This window comes from Halobaculum marinum (assembly GCF_029338555.1).
Classification (GTDB): domain Archaea; phylum Halobacteriota; class Halobacteria; order Halobacteriales; family Haloferacaceae; genus Halobaculum; species Halobaculum marinum.
The window spans coordinates 2,588,601-2,614,590 of the sequence record NZ_CP119989.1; the positions used below are offsets into that span (position 1 = coordinate 2,588,601).

A 25,990-nucleotide genomic window follows, 5' to 3' on the forward strand; every position below is an offset into this window, starting at 1 on the left:
GCTTTTGCCGGTAGGCGTGACACACTGTGACAATGGCCGCGATCAACGAGTGTCTCGGCTGTGGCGTCGACTTCGACCACAGCGACGGCGACTGCCCCGAGTGCGGGTGGAGCGCCCGCGAGTTCGCCGGGCGCGGTCGGTACGGGTTGGCGAAGGACGGCCACGGCGAACCGGAGGACGACGGCGACGGCGACGGCGACCGTGGCGGACGGGGGTCCGCGCGCGGGCCGCCGCCGGGGCCGGACGGCCTGATCGGCTTCTGACCCCGCGTCTCAGTCCGAGAACGTCGACAGCGGCGGTCGGTCCTCCGCGTGACGCGCGTCGTTGAGCGCGTCGCACACCGTCCCCTGGCCGCCCATGTTCACGCCCGCGAGTCTGGTCCGCTGGCGGACCACCTCGAAGTCGTCCGGGTCGATCGGATCGCCCTCCGGGGTGCGGAACAGTTCATCGTGGTCGTCGTCGAGCAGTCCCGTCGCCGCCGCCTTCTCGCGGTAGCGGACGAGTGGGTCGACCGCGACCGCCACGGCGACGGCGCCGTCGCGGACCCACACTGGGACCGTTCCGTCGGTCGTCTCGTCGAAACGCACGTCCTCGGGTGTGAGAGCGGCGATCTGGTCGCCGGTGAGTCCAGCGTCGAGCAGCGCCCCAGTGGCGTCGTGCTGGCGGGCGATGCGGGCCTTGCGGTCCAGTTCCGCGCGGACGGGCGCCACGTCGCCGTCGGCGTCGGGGAACGCCTCGCCGAACGGGAGTCCCTCGTTGATTCCGCGGTTGATCTCCCGTTCGTGCATGTGCTCGCGGAGTTCGACGTCCACGTCCGCGACTGTCGGCAGCGACGCGACCTCGTCGCGGGCGTCGCCGGCCATCATCCACGCGAACGCGGGCGAACACCACGCCGTCGGGAGCGTGAACGCGACGAACACCGCGTCGCCGTCGCCGTCGGCGGCGGCGGTGATCCGGATCTCCTCGACGTAGTCCAACTCGACGATGGACGTGTCGAGTTCCGGGTCGGTGACGCGGTCCAGTCGCTCGCGGACCGCCGCGGGCGTCGTCTCCCCGGGTGCCTCGGCGGACGCGTCGTCGCCGTCGGCGGGCCCCTCGGCGCGGGACCGGTCCGACGACATCAGTCGTCGGCGGGGGTCGCGCTCGTGCCCCCGGCGTAGTGGTCGGCGAGGCCGAACTCCTGTGTGAGCGTGTCGCTGCGGAACTCCTCCTTCTTGGCCTCGATGTCGATGTCGTACAGTTCCGCGGCGTTCTCGCCGAGGATCTTTCGCTTCGTGTCGACGCCGAACTCGACGCCGTACTCGTCTTTCTGCTCGTCGGTCAACTCGGCGTCCATGAACGTCTCCACGAGCCAGTCGGGGTTCCACAGCGCGTAGTCCGACCCGAACAGGAGGCGGTCCTCGCCGAGCCAGAACAGCAGTTCGCCCATGATCTCACCGAACTTGCGCGGGCGGTGGACCGCCAGCGGCGCCGCGACCGCGAGGCCGCCGTACACGTTCGGCTCCTGGGCGGCGATCCAACAGAAGTCGTCGAGTCGCGGCAGGCCGACGTGCTCGACGACGAAGTTCAGTTCCGGGAACGAGGTGGCCGCGTCGTCGACGTCGGCCACGTCGAAGGCGTCGCGGTTGAGCGGGCGGATGGTCGGCCCCTTGTGCGGGTGGATGTTCTCGATGCCGAGTTCGGCGCACTTGTCGAGGAACTCGAACGCCTCCTCGCTGTCGAGACGCCACCCCTTCGAGTCGCCGTTCCACTCGGCGGTGTACAGCTTCACCCCCTGGATGTCGTACTCCTCCTTCTGCCGCTCCAACTCGCGCATCCCCTCCTCGCCGTCGCGCGGGTCGAACCGCCCGTTGAGCACGAACCGCTCGGGGTAGCGCTCGGCGAGTTCGGCGTTGTCCTCGATGGTGTTGAACCCGTCCGCGTAGAAGTCGCGGAGGTACGTCGGCTGGAAGATGCCCATGTCGACCGCGGCGTTGCCGAACAGGTCCTGGGCCATCCGGTCGGCGCCGTACTTCCGGTACTCCTCCAGCGACCACTGCTTGTCCTCGGGCGTGAACCCGGTGTGGTAGTCGTAGAAGCACTGGATGAACTGCTCACCCCCCTCGTGAGTGACGTTCTCCTCGCTCGCGTCCCACAGGTGCAGGTGCGAGTCGATCACGAACAGTTCCTCCCCCTCGTCTGTCACGTACATCTGTGGTGTGCTAGCACAACTGTATCTTCATAAACACCATAGTCGATTATTTGGTACTTTTTCCCTGGCTGGAACGTCAGGAAATCTTATCACTGTGGTGTGTTAGCACTTATCCACATGCGAGCCGCGAGACTCCACGCGTACACGGACGACATGGCGAGCGCGCTGACTATCGAGGACGTCGAGCGCCCCGCCGTCGAGGCCTCTGACGACGTGATCGTCGAAGTCGAGGGGGCGGGGTGGTGCCAGACGGACAACCACATCATCGAGGGGATGTGGCAGGAGTACGTCCCCCAGGAACTCCCGCTCACGCTGGGCCACGAGAACGCCGGCACCGTCGTCGAGGTCGGCTCGGAGGTGTCGACCGTCTCGGTCGGCGACAGCGTCATCTGCCACCCGGTGATGACCTGCGGGACCTGCCGCCCGTGCCGACAGGGGGAGGACATGTACTGTGAAGACGTGCGCTTCCCCGGCCTCACACACGACGGCGGGTTCGCGGAGTTCCTCCACACGAACGAACGCGCCGTCATCCCGCTGCCCGGCGGCGTCGACACCACCGACATCGCGCCCCACGCCGACGCGGGGATCACGGCGTACCACGCGACGAAGAAGGCGGTACGGGAACTGAACCCGGGCGACACCGCGGTCGTCATCGGCGTCGGCGGCCTTGGCCACATCGGCCTCCAGTGTCTCGACGCCATGAGCGCCGCCGACATCGTCGCGCTCGACGTGAAGGAGTCCGCCCGCGACCTCGCCGCCGAACTCGGCGCGCGCCACACCATCGACCCCTCGACGGAGGACGTGGCGAGCGTCATCGCCGACCTCACCGACGAGGTGGGAGCCCAGCAGGTGGTCGACTTCGTGGGGCGCGACCAGACGACGGCGCTGGCGCCCGACATCGTCGCCGCCGGCGGCGACCACCACATCGTCGGCTACGGCGGCCACATCCACGAGCCCGCGCAGTCGCTCGTGAACGGCGAGTTCAGCTACAAGGGGACGCTCGTCGGACGCTACACCGAGTTGCAGGAACTCGTCGCGCTCGTCGACCGCGGGATGGTCGAACTCCGCACCAGCCGCTACGACCTCGACGACGTGAACACCGTCGCAGAACGGCTCGAACACGGCGAGATCGAGGGACGCGCGGTTATCACGCCGTAACCGGGCGGCTCTGACCGCCCTGTGACTCTCGGTCACTCGGCGGTCGCCGCCGCCGCAACCGATTCCTCGGTGGGGCCTGATGAGCGAGTATGAGCGACGCCGACGCCGACGAGGAGGTCGTCCCGGATGCGAGCGACGACCCCGTCACCGACCCGATGGGGGACGTGTACCGCGTGCTGGGGCCGGACGGCGAGATTCGCGGCGAGGTGCCCGACCTCTCCGAGGACGCCCTCGTAGACATCTACCGCGACATGGTGACCGCGCGGCGGTTCGACGAGCGCGCGGTCAGCCTCCAGCGACAGGGTCGCATCGGCACCTACGCCGCCATCGAGGGGCAGGAGGCCAGTTCCGTCGCCGCGACGCACGCCCTCCGAGACGACGACCCCGTGTTCTACCAGTACCGCGAACACGGCGCCGTCATCGCGCGCGGCTTCCCCGCCGAGTACCTCGCCTACTGGATGGGCCACGAGTCTGGGACCGCCGGCCTCGCCGACATCGACGTGTTCCCGCTCAACATCGGCATCGCGGCGCACATGCCCCACGCCGTCGGCGCGGCGATGGCGTTCGACTACCGTGACGACGACCGCGTCGCGTGCGCCCACTTCGGCGACGGCGCGACCTCGGAGGGGGACTTCCACGAGGCGCTCAACTTCGCCGGCGTGTTCGACGCGCCGAGCGTGTTCGTCTGCCACAACAACGGGTGGGCCATCTCCATCCCGCGCGAGGACCAGACCGCCAGCCCCACGCTCGCACAGAAGGCCGACGCGTACGGGTTCGAGGGCGTCCGCGTCGACGGGATGGACCCGCTGGCGGTGTACCGCGTCGTCGACGAAGCCGCCCGGAAGGCCCGCGGCGAGACGGACAGCGACCACCGCCCGACGCTGATCGAGACGGTCGAGTACCGCTTCGGCGCCCACACCACCGCCGACGACCCGAGCCAGTACCGCGACGACGACGCGGGCGACGCGTGGCGCGCGTGGGACCCGATCCCCCGGATGGAGGGGTTCCTCCGGAACGAGGGTATCGCCGACGACGACCTGGTCGAGTCGGTCCGCGAGGAGGCCGACGAGCGCGTCGCCGCCGTCATCGACGAGGCCGAGCGGTTCGAGGCCGACCCCGCCGACATGTTCGCGGACGTGTACGCCGAGACGCCGGCGGAACTCCAGCGACAGAAGGAGGGACTGCTCGCCGCGATCGAACGGCACGGGCGGGACGCGTTCCTGCGCGAGGAGTAGGCCCCGACCACACAGTACCACTCGACCGACAGCCGAGCGCCCTACAGGTCAGACAGCACCGCCCGCGCGGCGGTCCGCCCGCTCTCCATCGCCCCTTGGATCGACGACCACTCCGTGTAGTCGCCCGCGAGATACACCGATCCCTCCGGGTCGCGAGCGCCGGGGAGCGACTCGTGGACGCCCGGTGGTTGGGCGAACTGCGCGAACTCGATTCGGTCGGTGTGGATCGGCTCCAGCCGGCCGAAACTGCGCTCGGGGTACCACGCGTCGAGCGCCTCGCGGGTGTCCGCCGCGAGGTCGTCGGTGTCGCGGAAGCGGGCGTCGTAGCCGAGGAACGTCGCACACAGCAACTGCTCGCCGTCGGGGGCGTACGCCGGCGCCACGTCGGTGAGCGGGACGACGACGTTCGGTGAGCCGTCGTCGCTGTTCAGCAGGATCTTCTTGCCCGTCTCGACGGGCGTCGTCGCCGGCAGGCGGTAGTACTGCGTCGTCGACGGGAGACCCTCCGTCGGAATCGCCGCCACGTCGGTCAGATCGCGAGCCGTCTTCGGGTCGGTCGCGACGACCGCGGCGTCGGCCTCGACCGCGCGGTCGGTCGTCTCGACGGTGACGCCGGCGGTCGCGCCGTCGGCGGGGTCGACCCCCTCGACGCCCTCACTGGTGACCACCGTCGCCCCGGCGGCCTCCGCGGACGCCCGCAGTTGCTCTGGGATCGCACCCATCCCCTCGCTCGGGACGCCGATGCGGCCGTCCGAGAGTGCGCGGAAGGTGTACGCGAACACGTGCTTGGAGGTCGCCAGCGACCGGTCGAGCGTGATCCCGCCGTAGAACGGGGCGACGAAGTTCTCGACGTACTTCTCCGAGAAGCCCCACTCGCGGAGGTACTCGCGGATGCTCGTGTCGTGCCCGGCGAAGAACCACGACTCGTCGCGACCCGCGAGGTCCTGTCGGAGCGCGAGCGTTCGGAGTTTGTCCGTCGTCGTCACCTCGCGGTTGAACACCGACTCGACGAGCGCGCGTGGGTCGCGCAGCGGGTCCGAGAGGACGCTCCGGGTCCCCTCGTTCGCCGAGCAGATGACCGCACCCGGGAGGAATCCCCGCAGATCCAGCGCGTCCACGTCCAACTCCCGCTGGACGGCGGGGTAGCCCGTGAACAGCACTTGGAAGCCGCGGTCGAGCGTGAAGCCGTCCTCGCGGCGCGTGCGGACGCGACCACCAACCTCGCGGCGGCGCTCGTAGACGGTGACCTCGGCACCCCCCTCCGCGAGGTGGCGGGCGGCGACCAGCCCCGCGAGCCCCGCGCCCGCGACGACGACGGCGTTCGATTCCGACATACACCGGCTTGGTGCGGGCGACACAAAGGCGTACCCGGTCGCGGTCGGTCGGGGGCCGACGGCGCCGGCCACGCGCCGGAACCAGCACATCCTTGCGCCGCCGGTCCCAACTGTCGGCGAATGCAGACGACGGACGCGTTCGACGGGCTGGCGTGTACCGACTGCGGGGAGTCGTTCGGCGTCGACGAACACGGGCGCTGTCCCGACTGCGGCGCGCCGCTGTCGCCGACGTACGACCTCGACGCCGTCGACGCCGACGGCTTCGGCGACGCGGACGCGCCGGGGCAGTTCCGCTTCGGCGACCTCCTGCCGGTCACCGCCGACGCGACGGTCACGGCGGGCGAGGGCGACACCCCGCTGGTCCGGACCGACCGCCTCGCCGAGGAACTGGGCGTCGGTGCGGCGTTCCTGAAGGACGAGGGGCGCAACCCGACCGGGACGTACCACGACCGCGGGATGAGCCTCGCGGTGACCGCTGCCGCCGAGCGTGGCCTCGAACCGCTCGCGCTGGCGGCCGCCGGCAACGCCGGCCAGTCCGCGGCGGCCTACGCCGGGCGCGCCGACCTCCGGTCGTACTCGTTCGTCCCCTCGCGCACGGCGTTCTCGAACAAGGCGATGGTGAACGTCCACGGGGGCGAGATGCGCGTCGTCGGCGGGCGCTACGGCGACGCCGCCGCCGCAGTCGACGACCAACTCGCGGCGGAGTACCACTCGCTCCAGGAGTTCACGACGCCGTACCGCCACGACGGTGCGAAGACGCTCGCGTACGAACTGCTCGACGCGGGCGACTCGACGCTCCCGGACGCGGTCGTCCTCCCGGCGAGCACGGGCGAACTCGTCGTCGGCGTCGTCCAAGGGCTCCGAGACCTCGTCAGACTGGGCCTCGCCGACGAGGTGCCGGACGTGTACGCGGTGCAAGCCGCCGGTTGTGCGCCCATCGCGACCGCGGTGGAGTCGGGGGCGAACGCCGTCGAACCGTGGGCCACGCCAGACACCATCGTCGGCGAAGTCGAAATCGAAGCGCCCGCCGGCGGCGACCTCGCGCTCTCTGCGCTGCAGGAGGTCGACGGCGACGCGCTCACCGTCGAAGACGACGACGCGCTGGAGAGCGCGGTGACGGTCGCGCAGACGGAGGTCGTCGAGGTCGGGGGCGCCGGCGGCGTCGCGCTCGCCGGCGCGTGGCACCTCGCCGAGGACGGGACGCTCGGCGCCGACGACGAAGTCGTCGTCGTCAACCCCGACGCGGGCGTGAAGACGCCCGACGTGCTCCGGAGTCACCTGATGGGCAAGGGGATCTGACCGGCGACCACCGGACGCGAACTCGTTCGAGCCGGTGACTATTTCCGTTAGACAGGTCTAAATCACGACGATCAGATGTTGAGCGACGTGATGGAGGACTATCTGAAGGCCATCTACGTTCTCCAGACGGAGGAGGGGCCGCCCGTGTCGACCTCGGCCATCGCCGAGCGCGTGGGGAAGACCCCGCCGACGGTGACGAGCATGCTCGACACCCTCGAAGAGCGCGGCCTCGTCGAGCGCGAGAAGTACAAGGGCGCAGAGCTCACCGACGAGGGGCGGACGGTCGCGCTGGAGGTCCTGCGGCACCACCGGCTGCTGGAGGCGTACCTCGCCGAGCACCTCGACTACTCCTGGAGCGAGGTGCACGACGAGGCCGACGCGCTGGAACACCACATCAGCGAGGAGTTCGAGCGGCGCGTCGCCGCGGCGCTCGGCGACCCGGCGGTCGACCCCCACGGCGACCCGATTCCCGGCGAGGACCTCCAGCCGCCGGCCGACGACGGGTCGCGCCCGCTCACCGACTTCGCGGTCGGGGACCGGGTGGTGATCGCTCGCGTCAGCGACCGCGACGACGAGGAGCTCGAGTACCTCGACCGCGCGGGGATCACGCCGGGGACGACCGTCGAGATTCGCGACGTGGCCCCCTTCGGGATGGTGACCGTCGGCGTCCCCGACGGTCCCGACGGCGACGCCGAGCACGAACAGAGTCTCCCCGAGAGCGTCGCCGCTGCCGTCAGGGTCCGTCAGACGGACGCCGACGACGCCGCCGCGACCGACGCGGGGGTGGGCGGTGCGTGACGTACTGGGAGATCGTCGTCGTCGCCGCCGTCTCACAGCTTGCGGTCCTCCCCGGTGAGAAGGTCCAGTTCATCATCGCCGGGCTGTCGACGCGCTACCGCCCGGCGCTCGTCGTCGCGGCGGCTGGCACCGCCTTCGCCGGCTGGACGGCACTGGAGATTGCCTTCGGCGCCGCGCTCCAGTCGATGCTGTCGGCGGCGGTCCTCGACGCGTTCACCGCGGTCATGTTCCTCGCGTTCGCCGTCCTGCTCGTGCGGTCGGCCCCCGGCGCGGACGCTGGCCCGCAGCCGACAGAGACAGACGGGGGCGAGGTACAGGGCACCGAGGTGCTCCCGGGCGTCGACGGCAGCGTGACGCTGCTCGGACACGAACTGTCCGGCAGTGTCGGGAGCTTCCTCTCCATCTTCTCGATGATGGCGGCCGGCGAGTTCGGCGACAAGACGCAGTTGATCACCATCGGCCTCGCCGCCCAGTACGGCGCCACCTCGGCGATCTGGGTCGGCGAGATGGCGGCCATCATCCCCGTGAGCCTGGCGAACGCGTACCTGTTCCACCGCTTCAGCCACCGCTTCGACCTGCGGAAAGCGCACCTCGCCGGCGCGGCGCTGTTCGCGTTCTTCGGCCTCGACACGGTGCTGGCACTGACGACCGGCTTCTCCGTGTGGGAGACCGTCGTCGGAACCGTCTCGACGGCGGTGCTCGCGGCGGTGTAGCCGGTGGCGCGCGAGAACCGGGGCGTTATTCACGGCAGCGGCCCCTTCTGTGGGTAGTGACCGTCCTCGCTTCCCTCCTCGCGGGCGTCGTATTCGGCCTCGCGCTCGCGGCGCCGCCCGGTCCGATGAACGCCGTCATCGCCGAGGAGAGCGTGCTCCGTGGATGGACCGCCGGCGTCCGCGCCGGGTTGGGCGCCGCGACCGCCGACGCCATCTTCTTCGTCCTCGCGCTGGTGGGCGCGGTCGGCTTCCTGAACCGCGCACCGCTTATCAAGGGTGTGATGGTCGGCGTCGGCGGCCTCCTCATGCTGTACTACGCCTACGGCGCCGCGCGCGAGGTTCGCGGCTCGTTCCTCGGCGTCGACACCGACATCGTCGACGACGAGTCCGCGGGCTTCCGCAAGGCGCTGGCGCTGGCGCTGGCGAACCCCTACCAGGTGCTGTTCTGGCTCACCGTCGGCGTCGGCCTGCTGGAGCCTGGTCGAGTCGACGTGTTCGCCGCCGCCGAGGTGGCGGAGTTGGCGGGCGCGCTCGTCGTCGAGACGGGGAGCCCCGCGCTCGTCGTCGGCTTCTTCGGCGGCATCGGCCTGTGGGTGACGGGGTTCCCCGGCGCACTGGTGGCCGCCCGCAGGCGCGTCGAGGCGCTCGCCCCCGCCGTCGCCGCGCTGTCGGCGCTACTCCTCGCGGCGTTCGGCGTCCTGTTCCTCGTCGACGCCGCCGGGACGCTCGTCCCGGTCGTCGAGGCGGCGCTGTCTGGGCTGGTGGGCTGACAGGCGACCGAGTCTGCTCCGGACCCGGCGCGCGTGGTCGCACACCCGCGGACGCGCCGGGCCGCTCGTCAGGCGAGTCGCATCGTCGGCAGTGGTCGCGGTCTCCCTGATGAACGTTCACCTGCCGAGCGCCGCGCGTGGCCGGGTGGCCGCGAGGTGGCTCCGACGGGTGGCCTGACACGACAACCGATATAACGCCCCCTGCGAAACCGAGGGCCATGTTCGCGAAGTCGACGTGGATCAAGCTCCCCCGGAACGTCCTGCTCGGACACGGCGTGCTCGACGACGTCGGGACAGCCGTGGCGGAGCTGTCGCTGGCCGGGACGCCGCTGCTCGTCACCTCGCCGACGCCCGACGACCTCGCTGGTGACCGACTCCGTGCGCAGTTCGACGGCGCCGAGACCGTGACCGTCGACACCGCGAGCTTCGAGGCCGTCGGCGAGATCGTCGAGGCCGCAGAGGCCGCCGGCGCGACGTTCCTCGTCGCGCTCGGCGGCGGGAAGCCGATCGACCTGGCGAAGATGGCCGCCGACGAGTTGGGCGTCGGGTTCGTCTCCGTCCCGACGGCCGCGAGCCACGACGGCATCGTCTCGGGGCGCTCCTCCATCCCGGAGGGCGACACGCGCCACTCGGTCGCGGCGGACCCGCCGCTGGCGGTGATCGCCGACACCGAGATCATGGCGAACGCGCCGTGGGCGCTCACGACCGCCGGCTGTGCGGACATCATCTCCAACTACACCGCGGTGAAAGACTGGCGCCTCGCCCGCCGGCTGAAGAACGTCGAGTACAGCGAGTACGCCGCCGCCCTGTCGGAGATGACCGCCGAGATGCTCGTCGACAACGCCGACTCGATCAAGAAGGGGTTGGAGGAGTCGGCGTGGGTCGTCTCGAAGGCGCTCGTCTCCTCGGGGGTGGCGATGTCCATCGCGGGGTCGTCGCGCCCCGCTTCGGGCGCAGAACACCTGTTCTCCCACCAACTCGACCGTATCGCCGAGAACCCCGCGCTCCACGGCCACCAGGTCGGCGTGGGGTCGATCCTGACGGAGTTCCTCCACAGCGGCGAGAACGGGCAGTGGCGCGCCATCCGCGACGCGCTGACGGCGATCGGTGCACCGACGACCGCCGCCGAACTCGGCATCGACGACGAGACCGTCATCGAGGCGCTCACCACCGCCCACACCATCCGCGACCGCTACACCATCCTCGGCGACGGCGTCAACGAGGAGGCGGCCATCGAGGTCGCGACGTTCACCGGCGTCATCTGACTCGCGCGGTCAGTCGTCGCCGTGCGTGGGGCGCCCACGCGACCCCTCCGAGGCTCCCCGGAGGTCGGCCCGTTCTTCCAGTCGTCGGAGTCGCTCGCCGAGCGGCGGGTGCATCGACAGCGACCCAAGGAGTCGCCGGAGGCGGCCGCCGACGGGCGTCGCGGGGCCGAGGTGGCCGCCGGCCGCGAGACGGGCGAGCGCGTCGCGAAACGCCGTCCCCGAGCGGCGGGCGGCGTCGGCGTCGGCGTCGTACTCCGTCCACCGCGCGACGCGCATCGAGAGGTACGTCAGCGGCACCGCCAGCGCGGCGCCGACGATCAGGCCCTCGCGACCGAACAGGCTCGCGTCGACCGCCCACGCGACAGCGTAGGCGCACGGGATGCCGACGCGGATCGGAACGTGCGCCCGGGCGAGGTGGGCGTGCTCGTGGCGCACCACCGCCGCGACGCCCGCGGGGTCCAGTTCCCGGAGCAGTCCGGTGGAGACGAACACGCGCCCGTGGCCGGCGGTGAGGCCGGCGGCGTACGCGAGCACGCGCCCGTCGCGCCGGAGGACGCCGACGCGGCCTGCGGGGACGCCGACGCGTTCGACCGCGCGAGCGACGTCGTCGGGGAGGGGTTCGGGGCGTTCGGAACGGGCGACGACGTGGGGAGCCAGGCGCACGCCGAGGAGACCGACGGCGATGAGCGCCCACAGCTCCCACCAGTCGGTCGCCCACGAGAGGACGGCGGAGAGCCGCGAGTGGAGGGTCACACGGTCGAGTACGCGTGCGAGCGTGTAGGCTTTTCCCCGCGAATCGACCGGATACGTCCCCGAACTGTCCAGTCGGCTACAGCGGGTACTCGGCGACCTGCGGGTACATGAGTTCCTCCGGGTGGTCGTCGACCCACCGCACCGCAGCGATTTCACCGTCGCGCGCCCGCGGCGCTCCCCCGTCGTAGGTGGCGTCGAACACGACGACGAGCCGGTACAGCGGGTCGCGCTCGGGGGCGTGGACCGCGATCCGGTGGGCCATCACCAGCCCTGTAAGCGTGATGTCGACCCCGGTTTCTTCGCGCACCTCGCGGACCGCTGTCGTCGACAGCGCCTCCCCCGGTTCCTGCTTCCCGGCTGGCTCGGACCACCCCGCCTCGTCGACGTGACGCACGACGAGCGCCCGTCCGTCGCCCCGGCGGACCCACGCACCCGCGCCGCCGACGGTGCCGGCGTCGAACCGCTCGCGGGTGCGGTCCCACTCGGCGGTCGACACGTCCCAGCGATCGGGCGCGACGGGGCAGTCGCCCCACCCGCGCTGTAGTTTCGCGAGCGCCTCGTCGACGACGCCGCGCGACTCCCCCGTTTCCATGTCCGACCGTGTGGACGAACAGTGCATGAAGGTCGCGGTCGTCGGAGGCCGTACGACAGCCGAACCCGAAGAGGCAATAGCGCCCGGCCCCACGCTTCGACAATGGCTACAGCGGACGCGAGCGGCCCGCTCGGCACGGTGAAACAGTACCCGCGCGCGACCGTCGCAGTCGTCTCGGTCGTGGGGTACGCACTGGTCATCGGCACGTTCGCGGGCGTCGTCCCGCAGTCGGTGTTCCCCTCGCTCACGCAGGGCGAGGTGAACCTCCTGAGTCACGCCATCGCCGCGGTCAACACCGTGACGACGATTCTCCTGGTGCTCGGGTGGCGCTGGATCCGCGCCGGCGAGGTGCGGAAACACGCCGCCGCGATGAGCGCGTCGTTCGGGCTGATCATGGTGTTCCTCGTCATGTACCTCGCGAAGGTGGGCGGCGGGCCCGGCGAGAAGCACATCGTCATCCGCGAGACGGCGTTCCTCGGCGCGTACGCCGGCACCGTGGAACTGGTGTACCTCGCGATGCTGGCGATCCACATCGTGCTCTCGGTGGTGACGGTGCCGGTCGTGCTCTACGCCATCGTGCTCGGGGGGACCCACACGCCCGAGGAACTGCGGACGGAGACGCCCCACAAGCGCGTCGGTCGGTGGGCCGCGGGGACGTGGATCGTCTCGCTCACGCTCGGCGTCGTGACGTACGTCCTGCTCAACTGGGTGTACGCCTACGAGTTCGTCCGCGTCGCGCGGTAGCGACGCCCGCGCCTCCCGCCCCCGACTTCCCGGCCCACCCGACCGCGTTCCGAACCTCTTTGTCCGGACACGCGCACCGGTCGGGCGTGACTGACCTCTCCGAGCGGACCGACTGGATCGGCGACGTGTTCACCAGCAGCGTCGGCTGGGACCTCCTCGAAGACCTCGTAGACGTGGGCAACCGGATGGCGGGCCAACCCGGCGAACGCGAGGGACTGGAACTCGTGCGCGACGCGCTCGCGGCGGCTGGCTGTCGCGACGCCCACATCGACGAGTTCGACATCCAGGGGTGGGTGCGCGGCGACGCCGCCCTCCACGCTGGCGAGCGCACCGAGCACTGTATCGCGCTCCCCCGGTCGCCCGCCGGTGAGGTGAGCGGCGAGTTCGTCGACCTCGGCTACGGGATGCCCGACGACTTCGAGGACGGCGACGTGGAGGGCAACGTGGTGATGGTGTCCTCGGACACGCCCGACGACGTGGACCGATTCGTCCACCGCACGGAGAAGTACTACTACGCCGTCGAGCACGGCGCCGCCGCGTTCGTGTTCGCGAACCACGTCGAGGGCCAACTCCCCCCGACCGGCTCCGTCGGCACCGAGGAGGACCCCATCGGCGACATCCCCGCCGTCGGCGTCAGCGCCGAGGTGGGCGCGCGCCTCGCCCGGCGCTCCGTCGGCGACGACGTGAGCGTAACCGTCGACTGCGAGACGCCCCAGACGACGAGCGGGAACGCGATAGCGGAACTGGGCCCGGACACCGACGAGGAGGTGCTCGTCTCCTCGCACGTCGACGCCCACGACATCGCCGAGGGCGCGATGGACAACGGCGCCGGCACCGCCTCCATCGTCGAGGTGGCGAACGCGCTGGCGGGGATGGAAGACGAGTTGGACACGCGCGTCCGCTTCGTCGCCTACGGCTCGGAGGAGGTCGGTCTCGTCGGCTCCGGCGTCGAGGCCGAGCGCGCGGACCTGGACGCGATCAAAGCCATCGTGAACGTCGACTCCAACGTGTTCGGGCGGACGCTGTCGCTGTCGACGCACGGGTTCGACGGCCTGACCGCGGCGGCGGAGCGACTGGCCGACCGCTTCGACCACCCGGTGTCGACCAGCGAGGCGCAGGTGCCCCACAGCGACCACTGGCCGTTCGTGGTCCACGGCGTCCCCGGGTTCATGGTCGCCGGCGAGACTGAGGGCCGCGGTCGCGGCTGGGGCCACACCGAGGCCGACACCCTGGAGAAGTTGGAGGCGCGGAACCTCCGCGAGCAGGCGATCCTGTTGATCGCGCTCGTCGCGGACGTCGCCGACTCGGAGACGGAGGTGGCCCGTCGCGAGCCAAGCGAGATCGCCGCCGCGCTGGAGGACGAGGACAAGGCCACCGGCATGAAGGTGATCGGTGACTGGCCGTACGACGACGCGGGCAACGTGATCGAGTAAGGCGAGCGGCCGCGACGGCCACGGAGCGCGTGCCAGCCGCGGTGACGCGACGGCCGCGGCGACTCCACGCACGTAGCAGACCCCGCCGGTTAAGTCACCCCCAGAACTACCCCGACACCATGACCGACTTCCGCGCGGCGCTGGCGGGCGACGACGGCACCCTCCGTACCGCCGTCGAGGCCGCCGGCGGGGCGGTCGTCGCAACCGACGCCGACCCGGACCTCGTCGCCACCTTCGGCGAGCGAGCGCTCGTCGACACCGCACTCGCCGACCCCACGGCCCCGATCCTGCCGGTCGCGGCGGGGGAGGGCCACCACTCGGTGCCGAAGGTCGACGCCGCCGAGGTGTTCGCCGAGGTGGCCGCCGGCGAGGGGTGGACCGTCGACCACGCGACGCTCGGCGTCGAGGTCGGCGACGGCCCGACCGACCGCGCGCTGTTGGACGCGACGCTGATGACCGCCGAACCGGCGCGCATCTCCGAGTACGCCGTGCACGCGGGCGGCGAAGCGATCGACCGCTTCCGGTCGGACGGCGTCGTCGTCGCGACGCCCACGGGGTCGACCGGCTACGCGCGCGCCGCCGGCGGGTCGATTCTCGCACCCGGAACCGGGCTCTCGGTCGTGCCAGTGTCGCCGTTCGCGACGATGGCAGACACGTGGGTCGTCGACGACGAGGCGGTCCTCCGCGTCGAGCGCGACGACTGCGACGTGCGCCTCATCATCGACGGCGAGATTTCGGGGGTCGTGCCGCCCGAGACGGACATCCGCGTCGCCGTCGACGACCGCGTCCCACTCTTGCGGGTCCCGCTGATCGGACCGCCCCGGTAGGCCCCAGACGACGGGGGCGGCCCACCCGTCGCGGGCGCCCGGGATTGGAAAGCTTCTAATGAGTCGTGGACGGAATCACAGCTATGTTACCGTCACCGCTGGAGTTCCTCGTCCCGCTCGGGGCGCTGGAGTCCGTGGCGGAGGTGCTGCCGTTCGTCATCCTGGCGGTCGTGCTCGTCAACCTCGTCACGCGCCTGCTCGCCCAGCGCAGCTACGTGCGCGCTGCCGAGGACGGCGACGACGACGAGGCGATGAGCCGGTACCTGCCCCACGAACTCGTCAGCTTCCTCCTGATCGTCCTGTCGTTCACCTTCATGATCGTCGAACCGCACGGCGGGATGGTGCTGTCCGTCCTCGTGCTCGGGATGGTGGTCGCCGACTTCTTCGAGTACGAGGCGCGCCGCGTCGAAGCGCGCAACGACATGGAGATGGACCGCCCCAACAGCGCACTCGCCGCCTCCGCGCTCGTCGTCGCCTACGCCGGCTACCAGTCGCTGTTCTTCATCGTCGCGCCGGTGTGGAACGCCATCGTCTGAGGCGACCCACACCGCGACGCGTTCTCACTCGGACCACCACCGCACTCCCGAACCGCCGGGAGGCGAACCCCTTTCCGCGCACTCGCGCACCGACGCGTATGGCTAGCTACGACACCGCGCTGTTCGTCGGCGGCACGCGCTTCATCGGTCGCCACACCGTCGAGGCGTTCCTGGAGGCCGGCTACGAGGTGACGACCGTCACGCGCGGCGAGCACGACGACCCGTTCGCCGACCGCGACGGCGTGGACAACCGCACCGGCGACCGGACCGTCCGCGCGGACCTCGAAGCCGCCCGCGACGCCGTCGACCCGGACGTGGTCGTCGACTTCGTCGGCCTCCACCCCGGCGAGGTGCGCGCGGCGACCGACGTGTTCGCCGACAGCCGCTACGTGTACGTTTCCTCGGGGTCGGCGTACGTCCCCGGCGACGTGCCGATGCGCGAGGACGAGACGGACCTGCACCCCTGTGACCCGGAGCAGGAGGACGAGGACTCAGTCGAGACGTACGGCCCGCGCAAGGCCGAGTGCGACCGCGCGGTGTTCGCGGCCGCCGAGGAAGGCGTCGAGGCGATGGCCGTCCGCCCGATGCTCGTGCAGGGGCCACACGACTACACCGAGCGCTTCGGCTACTGGGTGCACCGCGTGGCCGAACACGACCGCGTGCTGGTGCCCGGCGACGGCGGGTCACTGCTCCACCGCGTGTACGTGCGGGACCTCGCGGACGCGCTCTTGCGCGTCGCCGAAGATGGTGAGCCGGGGGAGGCGTACAACGCCGCCGACCGCTCGGCGTACTCACTGGGTCGGTCGCTACAGCTGATCGCCGACGCGCTCGACACCGAGGTCGATGTCGTCACCGCCAGCGAGCGAGAGTTGGCCGCCCACGACGTGGAGCCGACGGCGTTCCCGCTGTACACGCCCGACCCGATGCTCGTCTCGACCGACAAACTCGCCGCGCTTGGGTGGGAGTCGACGCCGCCGGCAGAGGCCGTCGCCGAGACCGCGCGGGCGCACGTTGACGCCGGCGTCACGGGTCCCGAGGAGTCGTTAGACCGGGAGACGGAGGAAGCCGTGATCGACGCGCTGCACGGGGAGTAGCGGGACGTACCGGCGAAGCCGTCGAGGACCGCGCCCTTTTCGATGCCCGCCCGCCACGCACCTCGTATGGCAGACACCGCGCTCGTCATCGGCGGCACGCGCTTCATCGGGCGACACGTCGTCGAGGACCTGCTCGACAACGACTACGAGGTGACGATCTTCAACCGCGGCAACCACGACAACCCGTTCGCGGACCACGACGACGTGAGCCACGTCGAGGGTGACCGCCGCGACGACACCGACCTGAAGGCAGCGGCGCTGTCGGTCCAACCGGACATCGTCATCGACTGCGTCGCCTACTACCCGGAGGACGTGCGCGTCGCGGTCGACGTGTTCGCCGACGTGGACGGCTACGTGTACATCTCCTCGGGGTCGGCGTACGGCGTCGAGGAGATTCCCAAGCGCGAGGACGAGACGGAACTGTGTGACTGCACCGAGGAGCAGGCGACCGACGACTCTCACGCCTCCTACGGCCCGCGCAAAGCCGAGGGCGACCGCATCGTGTTCGAGGCCGCCGAAGACGGCGTGAACGCGATGAGCCTCCGCCCGTGCATCGTGTACGGTCCCCACGACTACACCGAGCGCCTCGACTACTGGATCGACCGCGTGCTCAACTACGACCGCGTCGTCGTCCCCGGCGACGGCCAGAACCTCTGGCACCGCGCGTACGTCGAAGACGTGGCGAGCGCCCTCCGCGTCGTCGCCGAGGAGGGTGAGCCTGGCGAGTCGTACAACGTCGGCGACCGCACGCTGGTGACGATGGAGGAGATGGTCGATCTGATCGCCGAAGCTGCCGACACCGACTGTGAGGTCGTCCACGCGGGCGAGCACGAGTTGGCGGCCGCCGACCTCTCGCCGGACGACTTCATCCTCTACCGCGACTACCCGCACGTCCTCGACACGAACAAGCTCGCGGCGCTCGGCTGGGAGTCGACGCCGCTGACGGAGGCGATGGAGCGCAGCGTCGCCGACCACCGTGACAGCGACCGCGACGGCAGCGAGCACGACCCCGGTCGCGACGCAGAAGAGCGCGTGCTCGGCGTGCTCGACACGCTCTGAGGCAGCAGATCCAGCGGGGGGTGGCGGCGTCGCTACCGCCCGTCGAAGGTCTCGCGGTGGCGCTCCATCTGCGCCACTTCGTCTTCCAACCACTCGCGGAACCACTTCACGCGCTTGATGCGCTCGTGCGCGATGGACTCGGCGGTGTCGCTCTCGACGCGCGAGGCGTGTTCGCGCCCACGTTCGAGCACCCGCTGGACCATCTCGGCGGCGTCCATGTGCGTGCGTGCCTCGTACCCCATGCGGAGGATCATGAGCGCGGTGCCGTTGGCACCGACCTTGTCGAGCAGGTCAGCCTCGATCAGACAGCGCGTCTCCAGCGACAGGTCCGACAGCGGCCCCTGGTAGGAGTGGTCCTCGACGGACGAGCACACCTCGGCGACGAACGACTCCGGGTAGTCGCCGTGCGTCTCCAGGTACTGGCGCGCGACGCGGGCGCCCTCGTCGGCGTGGACGTCCTGGTCGGCCTCCAGTTTCGACACGTCGTGGAAGAGGGCGGCCACGCGCACCACGTCTGTGTCGGCGCCCTCCTTGGCGGCGATGCGCCCCGCGATGTCGACGACGTTGAGGATGTGGTTGAAGCGGTACTCCGCCGAGTGCCACGGGTACCACCGCATCCGCCCGCCGTCCTCCTCGCTCTCGACGGAGGCGGCGAGGTACTCCCGGACGAAGTGCTCCATGTCGGCGAACTCCTCGTCGGTGACGCGGGAGCCTTTTATCTCGACGCCCACGGCTCCCACCCCCGGCTTGGTTCCATTCGCAAAGAGACGAACGATGTTCTCATTACGGAACGATACGGCGTGATTCGTCCTTAGTCGTTACGACAGGTCGGGCCGCGCGCCCGCGCGTCGGCCACCGCCGTGGGCGTTCCTCGGCCCGCGGACCCCGCTGACCGACCGCGTGAGCTAACGGATAAGTGCGCTGGGGGTCCACCACCGGGTATGACCGAACAGCGCTACCTCGCCGACAGCACGGTCGGCGAGTTTGAGGCGACCGTCGAGCGGGCACTCGACGACCGGGTCGTCCTCGACCGCACGTACTTCTACCCCACCGGCGGGGGCCAACCGCACGACACGGGCACCCTGCACGTGATCGGCGACAGCCTGTCCGTCGACGGCGACGCGGACGACGACGGCTGGACGTTCGAGGTGGTCGACGTGGAGAAGACCGACACCGTCTACCACCACCTCGACGGCGCCGCACCCCCAGAGGGGACCCGCGTCCGGGGGACGGTCGACTGGGACCGCCGCGAAGCCCACATGCGCTACCACACCGCCCAACACCTCCTGTCGGCGGTGCTGCTCGACGAGTTCGGCGCGCGCACCGTCGGCAACCAACTGTACACGGACCGCGCCCGCCTCGACGCCGAGTACCCGAAGTTCTCCGACGACGACCTCGCGACCGTCGAGGCGCGCATGAACGCGCTCGTCGACGACGCCCTCCCGGTGCGCACCTACACGATGGACCGCGCCGACGCCGAGGCGGAGTTGGACACCGAGCGCACGCGGATCGACCTGCTACCGGATTCGATCACCGAGTTGCGGATCGTCGAGATCGGTGACCCGGACGACCCGTTCGACCGGACCGCCTGCGCCGGCACGCACGTCGCGAACACCGGGGCGGTCGGCGCGGTGACGATCACCGGGCGGACGACGCAGGGCGGCGAGAAGGAGCGCGTCGAGTTTACGCTCGCGGACTCCTGAGCGAGTCCGCGGGTGAGGCGGCGCCCGAACCGATTTCACGCCTGATATTCGGGTCAGTAGGTATATACGACGATTCCGGATAGGGGCAGGTAGCGGCACAGGGAGTGCGGACGATCCAGAACATGCTCAGACCGAGCGATTACGACCCAAAGGAGTTGCGAGCGTTGACGGGAGCGGCGGCGCCGACGCACGCCGACGAGGAGCCTGCCCGGTGGACGGAACCGGACGACTTCCTCGGCCGAGCGGATGCGCGCGTGCGGGCGGCGCAGGTGGAAGACGCCTTCCTCCTTCAGGCGGCGTCCGGCGGCGCGAGCAGGCCCTACCTCCCGAGTCTCCCGGACTCGGTGGTTGGGACCCAACTCGTGCTCGACTGGTTACGCTACCTCGTCGGCGTCGGCGGGCGCGAACGCGCCCGCGAGGCGCTCGCCCTCTATCGGGACGTAGAGTGGCTCACCGAGTCCGTCGAGGACGACCTCGAACGGTACCTCGAAGCCTTCGACGAGACTGAAGGCATGCGACTCGAGTTCGGCCACCATCGGACGAGCCTGCTGTTCGTCGCCCGCCTCGCCGCGCTCCGATAACTATGTCAGCAGAATCCGACTCAGCCGACGACAGCTTCGAATCCAGCAACCCGACGCCGATCGGCGTCAAACTCGGCTCCACCCGGACCGTCCTCCGATACCGGGACGCCGACGACGACGACATGACCACCGTGCGGACACTCACGTGTCTCGCCCTCTACGAAGACGCGATCACCGGCGACGAGAAGGCCCTGTTCGGGGAACAGGCCGCCGCCGAGTACCCCGACCGCGTCCAGTACATGCTTCGCTCGGGCCTCCCGGAAGACGACGACCGCGCGGAACTCGCCGGGCGGTTCTTCCGTGAACTCCTCTCGGCCAACGGCGTCCCGCAAGACTCCGCCGTCGTGTACGCCATCCCGACGATGGAGAACGACGACGGCCTGGAGAACCTCACCGACGTCATCGAGTCCTCCAACATCGGCGCGCACACGATGCGCGCGTACCCCGAGTCGCTGTGTGGCGCCATCCCCGCGATGGGCGACGGCGTCGAGGCGGTCTCGGACGTGTTCATCTCCGTGAACATGGGCTCGACGAACCTCGAGGCGTGTGCGTACCGCCGCGGCGACCAGCTCGTGCCCTTCTCCACCGGCTCGGTGACGGGCAACGACGTCGACCGCCGCATCGTCGCCAACGTCGAGGAGGAGACGCAGGGGCGTGTCCACGTCGACCTGACGACCGCCCGCGAGTACAAAGAGGAGCACGGCAACGTCGGCAACTTCGAGCCGTTCTCGGACGTGATCCAGCAGCCCGGCGGCGGCTCCCACGAGTTCACCATCGAGGACAGCGTCGTCGACGCGCTCGACTGGTACCTCGACGCCGCCGTCGACGAGGTCGCCAACGAGTTCCTCCCCGAACTCGCCAACGACTACATGAAGGTGTACCAGCTCTCGCTGGGCAACGACATCGCGCTCACCGGCGGCATGGCGTGCATCCCGGGGCTCCCCGAGGAGTTCGAGCGCCGCCTCAGCGCCGAACTCGACCGCGACGTGAACGTCGTCGTCCCCGACGAGCCGGACCTCGCCGCGGCGGAGGGCGCCCGACGCATCGCCGAGAAGCTCGCCGAGCAGTAAGGCGCGATGAGCGGCTTCGACTTCGAGCGCGACGACCCGGACGCTCGGGACGACCCCGAGCCGGGACCGACCGAGACGGACACCACGGCCGACAGCGGCGTGTCGTTCGCCGCCGACGCCGACACGGTCGTCTCGCCCGCCGAGCCGGTGCCGCTCCCCGACGACCTCGATCCTGACGCGACTCGTTCCTCACCCGCCAGCGCCGGCGACGGCCCGGGTGGCCCCGTCGACGACACCCTCCTGTACGCCGGTGAGGAGCCGCAGGCGGACCTGTCGGTCGCTGACGGGCGCCTCGTCGCGACGAGCCACCGCGTCCTCGCGTACGCCCCCGACGACGACGAGCGGGCAACGCTGCGAGACGTCCACCGCGTGAACGTCCGCGAAGTACGGCTGTCGTCGACCGGCACCGACTGGCTGGTCCGCCCCATCGCCTACTGCGTGCTGGGCGGGCTCGCGATGGTGCTCGGCGGGTCGATGGTCTCGTTCGACGCGATGTCGACGACGATGCCCGAGGGTGCCGGCGCGACGGGCGTCGGCGGCCTGCTGTCGATGATCGGCGGCGTCCTGTCGGTGCTGGCGCTCGTCGACGACCTCCTGCGCGTGGGGGGCGCGCTCACGCTGCTCGTCGGCGCCGCGCTGCTGGGCGTGTACGCCTACACCCGCGGGCGCGAGGTCGTCGTCAAGACCGAGGGAGAGGCCGACACGCTCCGCGTCGACGCGGGCGACGCCGACGGCGACGCCGTCGAGCGCTTCCGCGCAAAGGCAGAACTAGAGCGTGCGTCAGGCGGTCGATTGAAACAGTTGTTCCGGCGATAGCGCGGCGCCGGTGTGGCGCCGCCGTCGCCGTGCGGTCGGTCGGTGTGGCTGGCTCTTACGCGCTTACAGTTCGCCGAGCTTGCGGAGCAGCTGGCCGCGGTAGCGCTCGTCGGCGGTGACGCCCTTCACTTCGAGCACGTTGCGCTCCAACTTGTCGAGCGCGACGTGGAACGCGTGTTCGGCGCCGTACCCCTCGCCCGAGCCGGCGACCTGCCCGTGGGTGGTGCGCAGGCGGATCTGACACTGGATGAGCGGCGTGCCACGGAGCTTCTCTTTGTGCTCGTGGAAGCGCACGTGCGCGTGGAGGACGCGCATCTCCTGGTACTTGTTCGCCACCTGCCCGATCGAGTTGCGCACGTCCTCGCGGGTGAGCGTGTCGAGCAGGCCGACGTTCGTCACCTGCACGTCCATCGCGTCCTCCTCGGTGAACGTGAGCGCGCGCAGCACGTCCGTCTTCGTCAGCACGCCGGCGACGAGGTCGTCGCGCTCCTCGGGGGTGACGACGAGGCCGCTCACGTCGTTGTCCATCATCAGCTCGACGGCGTCGCGCACCGACTCGCTCGCGGTGATCGTGAGCACCGGCGACGACATCATGTCGTACACCGGCAGGTCGAGCATCCGGTCGATGTCGCCGCTGCGGTCGCCGCGCCCCTGCCGCTCGTCGTCACGGATGACGAAGTCGACGATGTCGTGGGTGGTGAGGATCCCCTCCAGCCGACCGTTCTCGTTGACCACCGGGAGCCGCGAGATGCCGTTCTCGCGCAGGCGGTTGATCGCCTTGCCGACGTGGGCGTCCTCCGGCACCGTCACCACGTCGCCGGTGTAGATGTCGTCGACGGTGAGCGCGTCGAGATTGTCGAGTACCGCCGAGAGGATGTCGTCGACGGCCACGATGCCGTACAGCCGCTCACCCTCGTAGACGGGCGCGACCTTCACGTTCCCCTCGACGAGGACGCGTGCCACCTCGCGCACGTCTTCGGTGCGGGTGACCTCGGGGGCGTGCTTCATCAGCGCAGCCGCCCGGGTGTCGTCGTCGACGCGCGAGTTGATGAGCTCGCGCTCGCCGATGACGCCCGCGTACTCGCCGTCCTCCATCACGATGATTCCCTTCGGGTTCTCGCGGTCGAAGATGGCGCGGATCTTACCCAGTCGCTGATCCGCGTCGACCTCGACGAACTCCGGCACGGCGATGTCTGAAATATCCATAACTCCAATACGGCAGTACGATCCCCCGGGTATTGAAGGTTGGTTCGGATCCCAGTAGTGTAGACCGTGTCATGATACAGCATATCACTGCGTGAAATCGACAGACTGCGGCGCCTTCTCGTCGAAGTCAACGCCAATAACAGTCAAACAGTTGATGTGTGTCGTCGTCGATCTGCCACCCCGTCGTGGCGCTCGCGCGCGCCGAGTCGGTGGCGCCGGAGGACGGGAGGTCGTGTGCCCTGTCACCCGCGCCTTCAGACGATCCCGTCGCCCTCGCCGATCGGGGTGACGGAGTAGTCGACCGTCTTGGTGTCGGTGGTCGCGCGCACCTTCCCGACGAACGTCGAGATCTGTTCGAGGTTGCCTTCGAGGATGAACAACTCCATGCAGTTGTGGTCGCCGACGTGGCTGTGGAAGTTCGAGGCGACGATGTCCTCGTGCTCGTGGCGCAACTGCATCATGCGCTCCTCGACGGTGGTGCCCTCGTAGTCGAACACCACCGTGACGACCCCCATCAGCTCACGATCCTCCAGTTTCCGGTCCTCGAACTCACCGAGGAGGTCGCGGGCGGCCTCCCGAAGGAACTCGCTGCGACCGGTGTAGCCGTGTTCCTCGGTGAACTCGTCGATCCGCTCGACGAGGCTGTCTGGCATCGAGACGCTGATCACGCCCATGTATTAATCGAAGGGCGATCGATTACTAAACCTTCCGTATCGACCGACGATCACTCGGTGAGTCGATCGACCGAGCCGCGGACGCGGTCGAGGCGGGCGCGCTGGTCGTCCGCCGCCTCGGCGATCTCCTCGACGTTGCGCCGGACGGCCATCGCCTCGGTGCTGGCCTCCTCGACGAGCGCGGCGACCTCCTCCGTGGTCGTCGCCTGTGAGTCGGTCGCGTTGGCGACCTCCTCGACGCCGGAGGCGGCCTCGCGAATCGCGTCGGCGATCCGGTCGAGGCGCTCCATCGCCTCGTCGACGCGCGCGACGCCGTCTTCGATCCGCTGTTCGGTCCGTTCGAGGCTCTCGACGGTGTCCTCGGCACCCCCCTGGATGTTGTCGACGAGCGTCTCGATCTCGCCGGCGCGGCGCTGGGACTCCTCGGCGAGACTCTTCACCTCGTTGGCGACGACCGCGAAGCCGTCGCCCGCCTCGCCGGCCCGTGCGGCCTCGATGTTCGCGTTGAGCGCCAACAGGTTCGTCTGGTCTGCGATCCCGTCGATCACCGACACCACCTCGTCGATCTCGCCGACGCGGTCGCGGAGGTCGTCGAGGTCGTCGGTCACCTCGTCGGTCGCCGTCTCGATGTCCTCCATCGTGTCGCGCGCCTCGCCGGCGGCGTCGACGCCCTCCTCGGCCAGCGTCTCCGCGTCGGCCGAGACAGCCGCCACCTGCTCGGCACTGGCGGCGACCTCCTCGACGCTCGCCGACAGCGTCCCGACCTCGGCCTCGACGTCCGCCATGCGCTCCGCCTGCGTTTCGGCGAGGTCAGCGAGTTCGTCGGCGTTGTCGGCGACGCCGCCGGCAGTCTCTCCCACCTCGTCCAGCGGCGACGCCACTTCCTCGGACACCTCGGCAGTCAGTTCGCGGCGACGGTCGATCTCTGCTTCCATCTGCTGGGCGTACGAGTCGATGTACGTGTCCATCACGACCTGCTGGTCCATCAAGATCAGTTTCAGGACGGGGAGGAGTCGGTCGGCGAACCGCGAGAGCGCCTCGTCACCGGCCGACCCGGGTTCGACGCCTGCGGACTCGCGCGCCTCGTCCGCCAGCGCGTCCATCAGGCCCTCGTAGTAGATGCTGTAGCCGGCGAAGTAGATCCGCGGGCCCAGGTCCAGCATCTCGTGGAGTTTGCCGACCCGCGCGCGACACTCGAAGTACGATCGGCCGTACTCACCGTTCGCGAGGTCGGTCAGGTACGACGTCTGCGTCTGCTTCAGCGCGTCGACCCCCTTCGTCGAGGCGCCGATGAACGCGTGCATCTCCTCGTTGCTGGTGAGGTGATCGTAGAACTCGTCGACCAGGTCGGGGGCGACCTCCTCGAACAGCGGTTCGAGCGACGCCAACGTCTCCTCGTCCTCGGGCGCCAGGCGCGTGAAGCGTTTTCGCGCCCGAATCTCTTCGGCGTCGATGCCGAGCCGATCAGCCAGGTCGCCGCCGTCGACGGACTGTCGCATGGCGTCGGTCACCGCGTAGTCGCCGTCCCCCGGCGGCGCGCCCGTCCCCGCGCCGGCGCCGGCGTCCGCCTTCGCGACGCCGCCGTCGGTTCGTCGCTCGTCTGTTCCGTCTTCCTGCATCTCGGGTCCGTCGCGCGGCCGCCTCCCAGTCATTGCCGTGGGTCAAACAGACTCGGCTATAAGGACCACGCCCCGAATTTCAACTCCGATTTTCGCGAGTCAACCCTTATGTCTGGTGCCGCCCGGAGCCGAGGTATGACTAGACGGATCCTCATCGTGGACGACTCCGGGTTCCAGCGGACGCTGATCCGGGGGATCCTCGAGGACGACTTCGAGGTGGTCGGCGAGGCAGAGAACGGCTCGGAGGCGGTCACGCTGTTCGAGGAGACCCGCCCCGACCTCGTCACCATGGACATCATGATGCCGGAGGTCAACGGCATCGAGGCGACCAGCGACATCAAACAGCGCGACCCCGAGACGCGAATCGTGATGTGTACGAGTGTCGAGCAGCGCGACCAGATGAAACAGGCGGTGAAAGCCGGCGCCGACGGCTACGTCACCAAGCCCGTCGAGGAGGACACCCTCCGCAGCGAAGTCGAGAGCGCGTTGGCCTGAACGGGACTGGCACCCCACAACCGCG

General features: G+C 70.0%; 28 protein-coding genes. 19 read left to right on the forward strand and 9 right to left on the reverse strand.

Annotation, left to right across the window (positions count from 1 at the left end):
• Positions 1–32 precede the first annotated feature (32 nt).
• Positions 33–263 carry a hypothetical protein gene (locus P0R32_RS13445; protein WP_276237538.1) on the forward strand — a complete coding sequence of 77 codons (231 nt, stop codon included), beginning with the start codon at positions 33–35 and terminating at the stop codon, positions 261–263.
• Between the two features lie 9 nt (positions 264–272).
• Here P0R32_RS13445 and P0R32_RS13450 read toward each other — a convergent pair whose 3' ends face one another.
• Together P0R32_RS13450 and P0R32_RS13455 are read right to left on the reverse strand one after the other, a co-directional pair.
• Positions 273–1,121 carry a metal-sulfur cluster assembly factor gene (locus tag P0R32_RS13450; protein WP_276237539.1) on the reverse strand — a complete coding sequence of 283 codons (849 nt, stop codon included), beginning with the start codon at positions 1,119–1,121 and terminating at the stop codon, positions 273–275.
• Positions 1,121–2,191: an amidohydrolase family protein gene (locus tag P0R32_RS13455; protein WP_276237540.1), complete on the reverse strand. Its 1,071-nt coding sequence runs from the start codon at positions 2,189–2,191 to the stop codon at positions 1,121–1,123. Before P0R32_RS13455 ends, P0R32_RS13450 begins: the two co-directional genes overlap by 1 nt.
• Positions 2,192–2,308: 117 nt before the next feature.
• On the opposite strand from P0R32_RS13455, the gene P0R32_RS13460 reads away from it, so the two are divergent.
• A complete protein-coding gene (locus tag P0R32_RS13460; protein WP_276237541.1) occupies positions 2,309–3,349 on the forward strand; it encodes an NAD(P)-dependent alcohol dehydrogenase in 1,041 nt (346 codons plus the stop codon).
• 89 nt (positions 3,350–3,438) lie between these two features.
• A complete protein-coding gene (gene pdhA, locus P0R32_RS13465; protein WP_276237542.1) occupies positions 3,439–4,584 on the forward strand; it encodes a pyruvate dehydrogenase (acetyl-transferring) E1 component subunit alpha in 1,146 nt (381 codons plus the stop codon).
• 41 nt (positions 4,585–4,625) lie between these two features.
• Here the strand turns inward: pdhA and P0R32_RS13470 are convergent, their stop codons facing one another.
• On the reverse strand, positions 4,626–5,918 hold the full coding sequence (locus P0R32_RS13470) for an FAD-dependent oxidoreductase (RefSeq protein WP_276237543.1): 1,293 nt from the start codon (positions 5,916–5,918) through the stop codon (positions 4,626–4,628).
• A gap of 120 nt (positions 5,919–6,038) precedes the next feature.
• Between P0R32_RS13470 and P0R32_RS13475 the strand changes: the two genes are divergently transcribed.
• The 5 genes from P0R32_RS13475 to P0R32_RS13495 all read left to right on the forward strand — a co-directional run bounded on the left by P0R32_RS13475 (position 6,039) and on the right by P0R32_RS13495 (position 10,763).
• Positions 6,039–7,217, forward strand: coding sequence for a threonine synthase (locus P0R32_RS13475; protein WP_276237544.1), 1,179 nt, complete (start codon positions 6,039–6,041; stop codon positions 7,215–7,217).
• Positions 7,218–7,292: 75 nt separating this feature from the next.
• Positions 7,293–8,015, forward strand: a complete 723-nt coding sequence (locus tag P0R32_RS13480; RefSeq protein WP_276237545.1) for a metal-dependent transcriptional regulator — start codon at positions 7,293–7,295, stop codon at positions 8,013–8,015.
• On the forward strand, positions 8,012–8,728 hold the full coding sequence (locus P0R32_RS13485) for a TMEM165/GDT1 family protein (RefSeq protein WP_276237546.1): 717 nt from the start codon (positions 8,012–8,014) through the stop codon (positions 8,726–8,728). Before P0R32_RS13480 ends, P0R32_RS13485 begins: the two co-directional genes overlap by 4 nt.
• A 56-nt stretch (positions 8,729–8,784) precedes the next feature.
• Entirely contained in the window at positions 8,785–9,498 is a 714-nt protein-coding gene (locus P0R32_RS13490) for a LysE family translocator (RefSeq protein ID WP_276237547.1), read from the forward strand.
• Between the two features lie 218 nt (positions 9,499–9,716).
• The gene (locus tag P0R32_RS13495; protein WP_276237548.1) at positions 9,717–10,763 is read left to right on the forward strand and encodes an NAD(P)-dependent glycerol-1-phosphate dehydrogenase; all 1,047 of its coding nucleotides are present in this window, start codon (positions 9,717–9,719) and stop codon (positions 10,761–10,763) included.
• 9 nt (positions 10,764–10,772) lie between these two features.
• On the opposite strand, the gene P0R32_RS13500 is transcribed toward P0R32_RS13495, so the two are convergent.
• A complete protein-coding gene (locus tag P0R32_RS13500; protein WP_276237549.1) occupies positions 10,773–11,516 on the reverse strand; it encodes a M48 family metallopeptidase in 744 nt (247 codons plus the stop codon).
• 76 nt (positions 11,517–11,592) lie between these two features.
• A complete protein-coding gene (locus P0R32_RS13505; RefSeq protein WP_276237550.1) occupies positions 11,593–12,108 on the reverse strand; it encodes an NUDIX hydrolase in 516 nt (171 codons plus the stop codon).
• 102 nt (positions 12,109–12,210) lie between these two features.
• Between P0R32_RS13505 and P0R32_RS13510 the strand changes: the two genes are divergently transcribed.
• The 6 genes from P0R32_RS13510 (at position 12,211) to P0R32_RS13535 (ending at position 17,801) form a co-directional block, all read left to right on the forward strand.
• On the forward strand, positions 12,211–12,852 hold the full coding sequence (locus tag P0R32_RS13510) for a DUF420 domain-containing protein (protein WP_276237551.1): 642 nt from the start codon (positions 12,211–12,213) through the stop codon (positions 12,850–12,852).
• 86 nt (positions 12,853–12,938) lie between these two features.
• Positions 12,939–14,285 carry a M28 family peptidase gene (locus tag P0R32_RS13515; protein WP_276237552.1) on the forward strand — a complete coding sequence of 449 codons (1,347 nt, stop codon included), beginning with the start codon at positions 12,939–12,941 and terminating at the stop codon, positions 14,283–14,285.
• A 119-nt stretch (positions 14,286–14,404) separates the two neighbouring features.
• Positions 14,405–15,112 carry an NAD(+)/NADH kinase gene (locus P0R32_RS13520; protein WP_276237553.1) on the forward strand — a complete coding sequence of 236 codons (708 nt, stop codon included), beginning with the start codon at positions 14,405–14,407 and terminating at the stop codon, positions 15,110–15,112.
• An 83-nt stretch (positions 15,113–15,195) separates the two neighbouring features.
• A complete protein-coding gene (locus P0R32_RS13525) occupies positions 15,196–15,648 on the forward strand; it encodes a DUF7313 family protein (RefSeq protein WP_276237554.1) in 453 nt (150 codons plus the stop codon).
• Positions 15,649–15,746: 98 nt separating this feature from the next.
• Positions 15,747–16,742: an NAD-dependent epimerase/dehydratase family protein gene (locus tag P0R32_RS13530; RefSeq protein ID WP_276237555.1), complete on the forward strand. Its 996-nt coding sequence runs from the start codon at positions 15,747–15,749 to the stop codon at positions 16,740–16,742.
• A gap of 66 nt (positions 16,743–16,808) precedes the next feature.
• Positions 16,809–17,801: an NAD-dependent epimerase/dehydratase family protein gene (locus tag P0R32_RS13535; RefSeq protein WP_276237556.1), complete on the forward strand. Its 993-nt coding sequence runs from the start codon at positions 16,809–16,811 to the stop codon at positions 17,799–17,801.
• A gap of 32 nt (positions 17,802–17,833) precedes the next feature.
• On the opposite strand, the gene P0R32_RS13540 is transcribed toward P0R32_RS13535, so the two are convergent.
• Entirely contained in the window at positions 17,834–18,532 is a 699-nt protein-coding gene (locus P0R32_RS13540) for an HD domain-containing protein (protein ID WP_276237557.1), read from the reverse strand.
• 210 nt (positions 18,533–18,742) lie between these two features.
• Here P0R32_RS13540 and P0R32_RS13545 point away from each other — a divergent pair, with 210 nt between their 5' ends.
• From P0R32_RS13545 to P0R32_RS13560, 4 genes are all read left to right on the forward strand, one after another.
• The gene (locus P0R32_RS13545) at positions 18,743–19,504 is read left to right on the forward strand and encodes an alanyl-tRNA editing protein (RefSeq protein WP_276237558.1); all 762 of its coding nucleotides are present in this window, start codon (positions 18,743–18,745) and stop codon (positions 19,502–19,504) included.
• A 122-nt stretch (positions 19,505–19,626) separates the two neighbouring features.
• Positions 19,627–20,085 carry a FlaD/FlaE family flagellar protein gene (locus tag P0R32_RS13550; protein ID WP_276237559.1) on the forward strand — a complete coding sequence of 153 codons (459 nt, stop codon included), beginning with the start codon at positions 19,627–19,629 and terminating at the stop codon, positions 20,083–20,085.
• 2 nt (positions 20,086–20,087) lie between these two features.
• Positions 20,088–21,155: an actin-like salactin gene (locus tag P0R32_RS13555; protein ID WP_276237560.1), complete on the forward strand. Its 1,068-nt coding sequence runs from the start codon at positions 20,088–20,090 to the stop codon at positions 21,153–21,155.
• A 6-nt stretch (positions 21,156–21,161) separates the two neighbouring features.
• Entirely contained in the window at positions 21,162–21,971 is an 810-nt protein-coding gene (locus P0R32_RS13560) for a hypothetical protein (RefSeq protein WP_276237561.1), read from the forward strand.
• A 63-nt stretch (positions 21,972–22,034) separates the two neighbouring features.
• On the opposite strand, the gene P0R32_RS13565 is transcribed toward P0R32_RS13560, so the two are convergent.
• The 3 genes from P0R32_RS13565 to P0R32_RS13575 form a co-directional block, all read right to left on the reverse strand.
• Complete coding sequence (locus tag P0R32_RS13565; protein ID WP_276237562.1) at positions 22,035–23,177, reverse strand: CBS domain-containing protein; 1,143 nt, start codon at positions 23,175–23,177, stop codon at positions 22,035–22,037.
• A 254-nt stretch (positions 23,178–23,431) separates the two neighbouring features.
• A complete protein-coding gene (nikR, locus tag P0R32_RS13570; RefSeq protein WP_276237563.1) occupies positions 23,432–23,851 on the reverse strand; it encodes a nickel-responsive transcriptional regulator NikR in 420 nt (139 codons plus the stop codon).
• 50 nt (positions 23,852–23,901) lie between these two features.
• Positions 23,902–25,503: a globin-coupled sensor protein gene (locus P0R32_RS13575; protein ID WP_276237564.1), complete on the reverse strand. Its 1,602-nt coding sequence runs from the start codon at positions 25,501–25,503 to the stop codon at positions 23,902–23,904.
• A gap of 102 nt (positions 25,504–25,605) precedes the next feature.
• Between P0R32_RS13575 and P0R32_RS13580 the strand changes: the two genes are divergently transcribed.
• Positions 25,606–25,965 (forward strand): response regulator, encoded by a 360-nt coding sequence (locus tag P0R32_RS13580; protein ID WP_276237565.1) that lies wholly within the window; start codon positions 25,606–25,608, stop codon positions 25,963–25,965.
• Positions 25,966–25,990: the final 25 nt, after the last annotated feature.

Coding starts and splice junctions, on each gene's coding strand:
- P0R32_RS13470 (WP_276237543.1), bottom strand. CDS start 5,918: ATGTCGGAATCGAACGCCGTCGTCGTCGCGGGCGCGGGGCTCGCGGGG.
- P0R32_RS13535 (WP_276237556.1), top strand. CDS start 16,809: ATGGCAGACACCGCGCTCGTCATCGGCGGCACGCGCTTCATCGGGCGA.
- P0R32_RS13510 (WP_276237551.1), top strand. CDS start 12,211: ATGGCTACAGCGGACGCGAGCGGCCCGCTCGGCACGGTGAAACAGTAC.
- P0R32_RS13530 (WP_276237555.1), top strand. CDS start 15,747: ATGGCTAGCTACGACACCGCGCTGTTCGTCGGCGGCACGCGCTTCATC.
- P0R32_RS13580 (WP_276237565.1), top strand. CDS start 25,606: ATGACTAGACGGATCCTCATCGTGGACGACTCCGGGTTCCAGCGGACG.
- P0R32_RS13460 (WP_276237541.1), top strand. CDS start 2,309: ATGCGAGCCGCGAGACTCCACGCGTACACGGACGACATGGCGAGCGCG.
- nikR (WP_276237563.1), bottom strand. CDS start 23,851: ATGGGCGTGATCAGCGTCTCGATGCCAGACAGCCTCGTCGAGCGGATC.
- P0R32_RS13455 (WP_276237540.1), bottom strand. CDS start 2,191: ATGTACGTGACAGACGAGGGGGAGGAACTGTTCGTGATCGACTCGCAC.
- P0R32_RS13480 (WP_276237545.1), top strand. CDS start 7,293: ATGTTGAGCGACGTGATGGAGGACTATCTGAAGGCCATCTACGTTCTC.
- P0R32_RS13560 (WP_276237561.1), top strand. CDS start 21,162: ATGAGCGGCTTCGACTTCGAGCGCGACGACCCGGACGCTCGGGACGAC.
- P0R32_RS13505 (WP_276237550.1), bottom strand. CDS start 12,108: ATGGAAACGGGGGAGTCGCGCGGCGTCGTCGACGAGGCGCTCGCGAAA.
- P0R32_RS13545 (WP_276237558.1), top strand. CDS start 18,743: ATGACCGAACAGCGCTACCTCGCCGACAGCACGGTCGGCGAGTTTGAG.
- P0R32_RS13575 (WP_276237564.1), bottom strand. CDS start 25,503: ATGACTGGGAGGCGGCCGCGCGACGGACCCGAGATGCAGGAAGACGGA.
- pdhA (WP_276237542.1), top strand. CDS start 3,439: ATGAGCGACGCCGACGCCGACGAGGAGGTCGTCCCGGATGCGAGCGAC.
- P0R32_RS13495 (WP_276237548.1), top strand. CDS start 9,717: ATGTTCGCGAAGTCGACGTGGATCAAGCTCCCCCGGAACGTCCTGCTC.
- P0R32_RS13445 (WP_276237538.1), top strand. CDS start 33: ATGGCCGCGATCAACGAGTGTCTCGGCTGTGGCGTCGACTTCGACCAC.
- P0R32_RS13525 (WP_276237554.1), top strand. CDS start 15,196: ATGTTACCGTCACCGCTGGAGTTCCTCGTCCCGCTCGGGGCGCTGGAG.
- P0R32_RS13550 (WP_276237559.1), top strand. CDS start 19,627: ATGCTCAGACCGAGCGATTACGACCCAAAGGAGTTGCGAGCGTTGACG.
- P0R32_RS13450 (WP_276237539.1), bottom strand. CDS start 1,121: ATGTCGTCGGACCGGTCCCGCGCCGAGGGGCCCGCCGACGGCGACGAC.
- P0R32_RS13565 (WP_276237562.1), bottom strand. CDS start 23,177: ATGGATATTTCAGACATCGCCGTGCCGGAGTTCGTCGAGGTCGACGCG.
- P0R32_RS13555 (WP_276237560.1), top strand. CDS start 20,088: ATGTCAGCAGAATCCGACTCAGCCGACGACAGCTTCGAATCCAGCAAC.
- P0R32_RS13475 (WP_276237544.1), top strand. CDS start 6,039: ATGCAGACGACGGACGCGTTCGACGGGCTGGCGTGTACCGACTGCGGG.
- P0R32_RS13520 (WP_276237553.1), top strand. CDS start 14,405: ATGACCGACTTCCGCGCGGCGCTGGCGGGCGACGACGGCACCCTCCGT.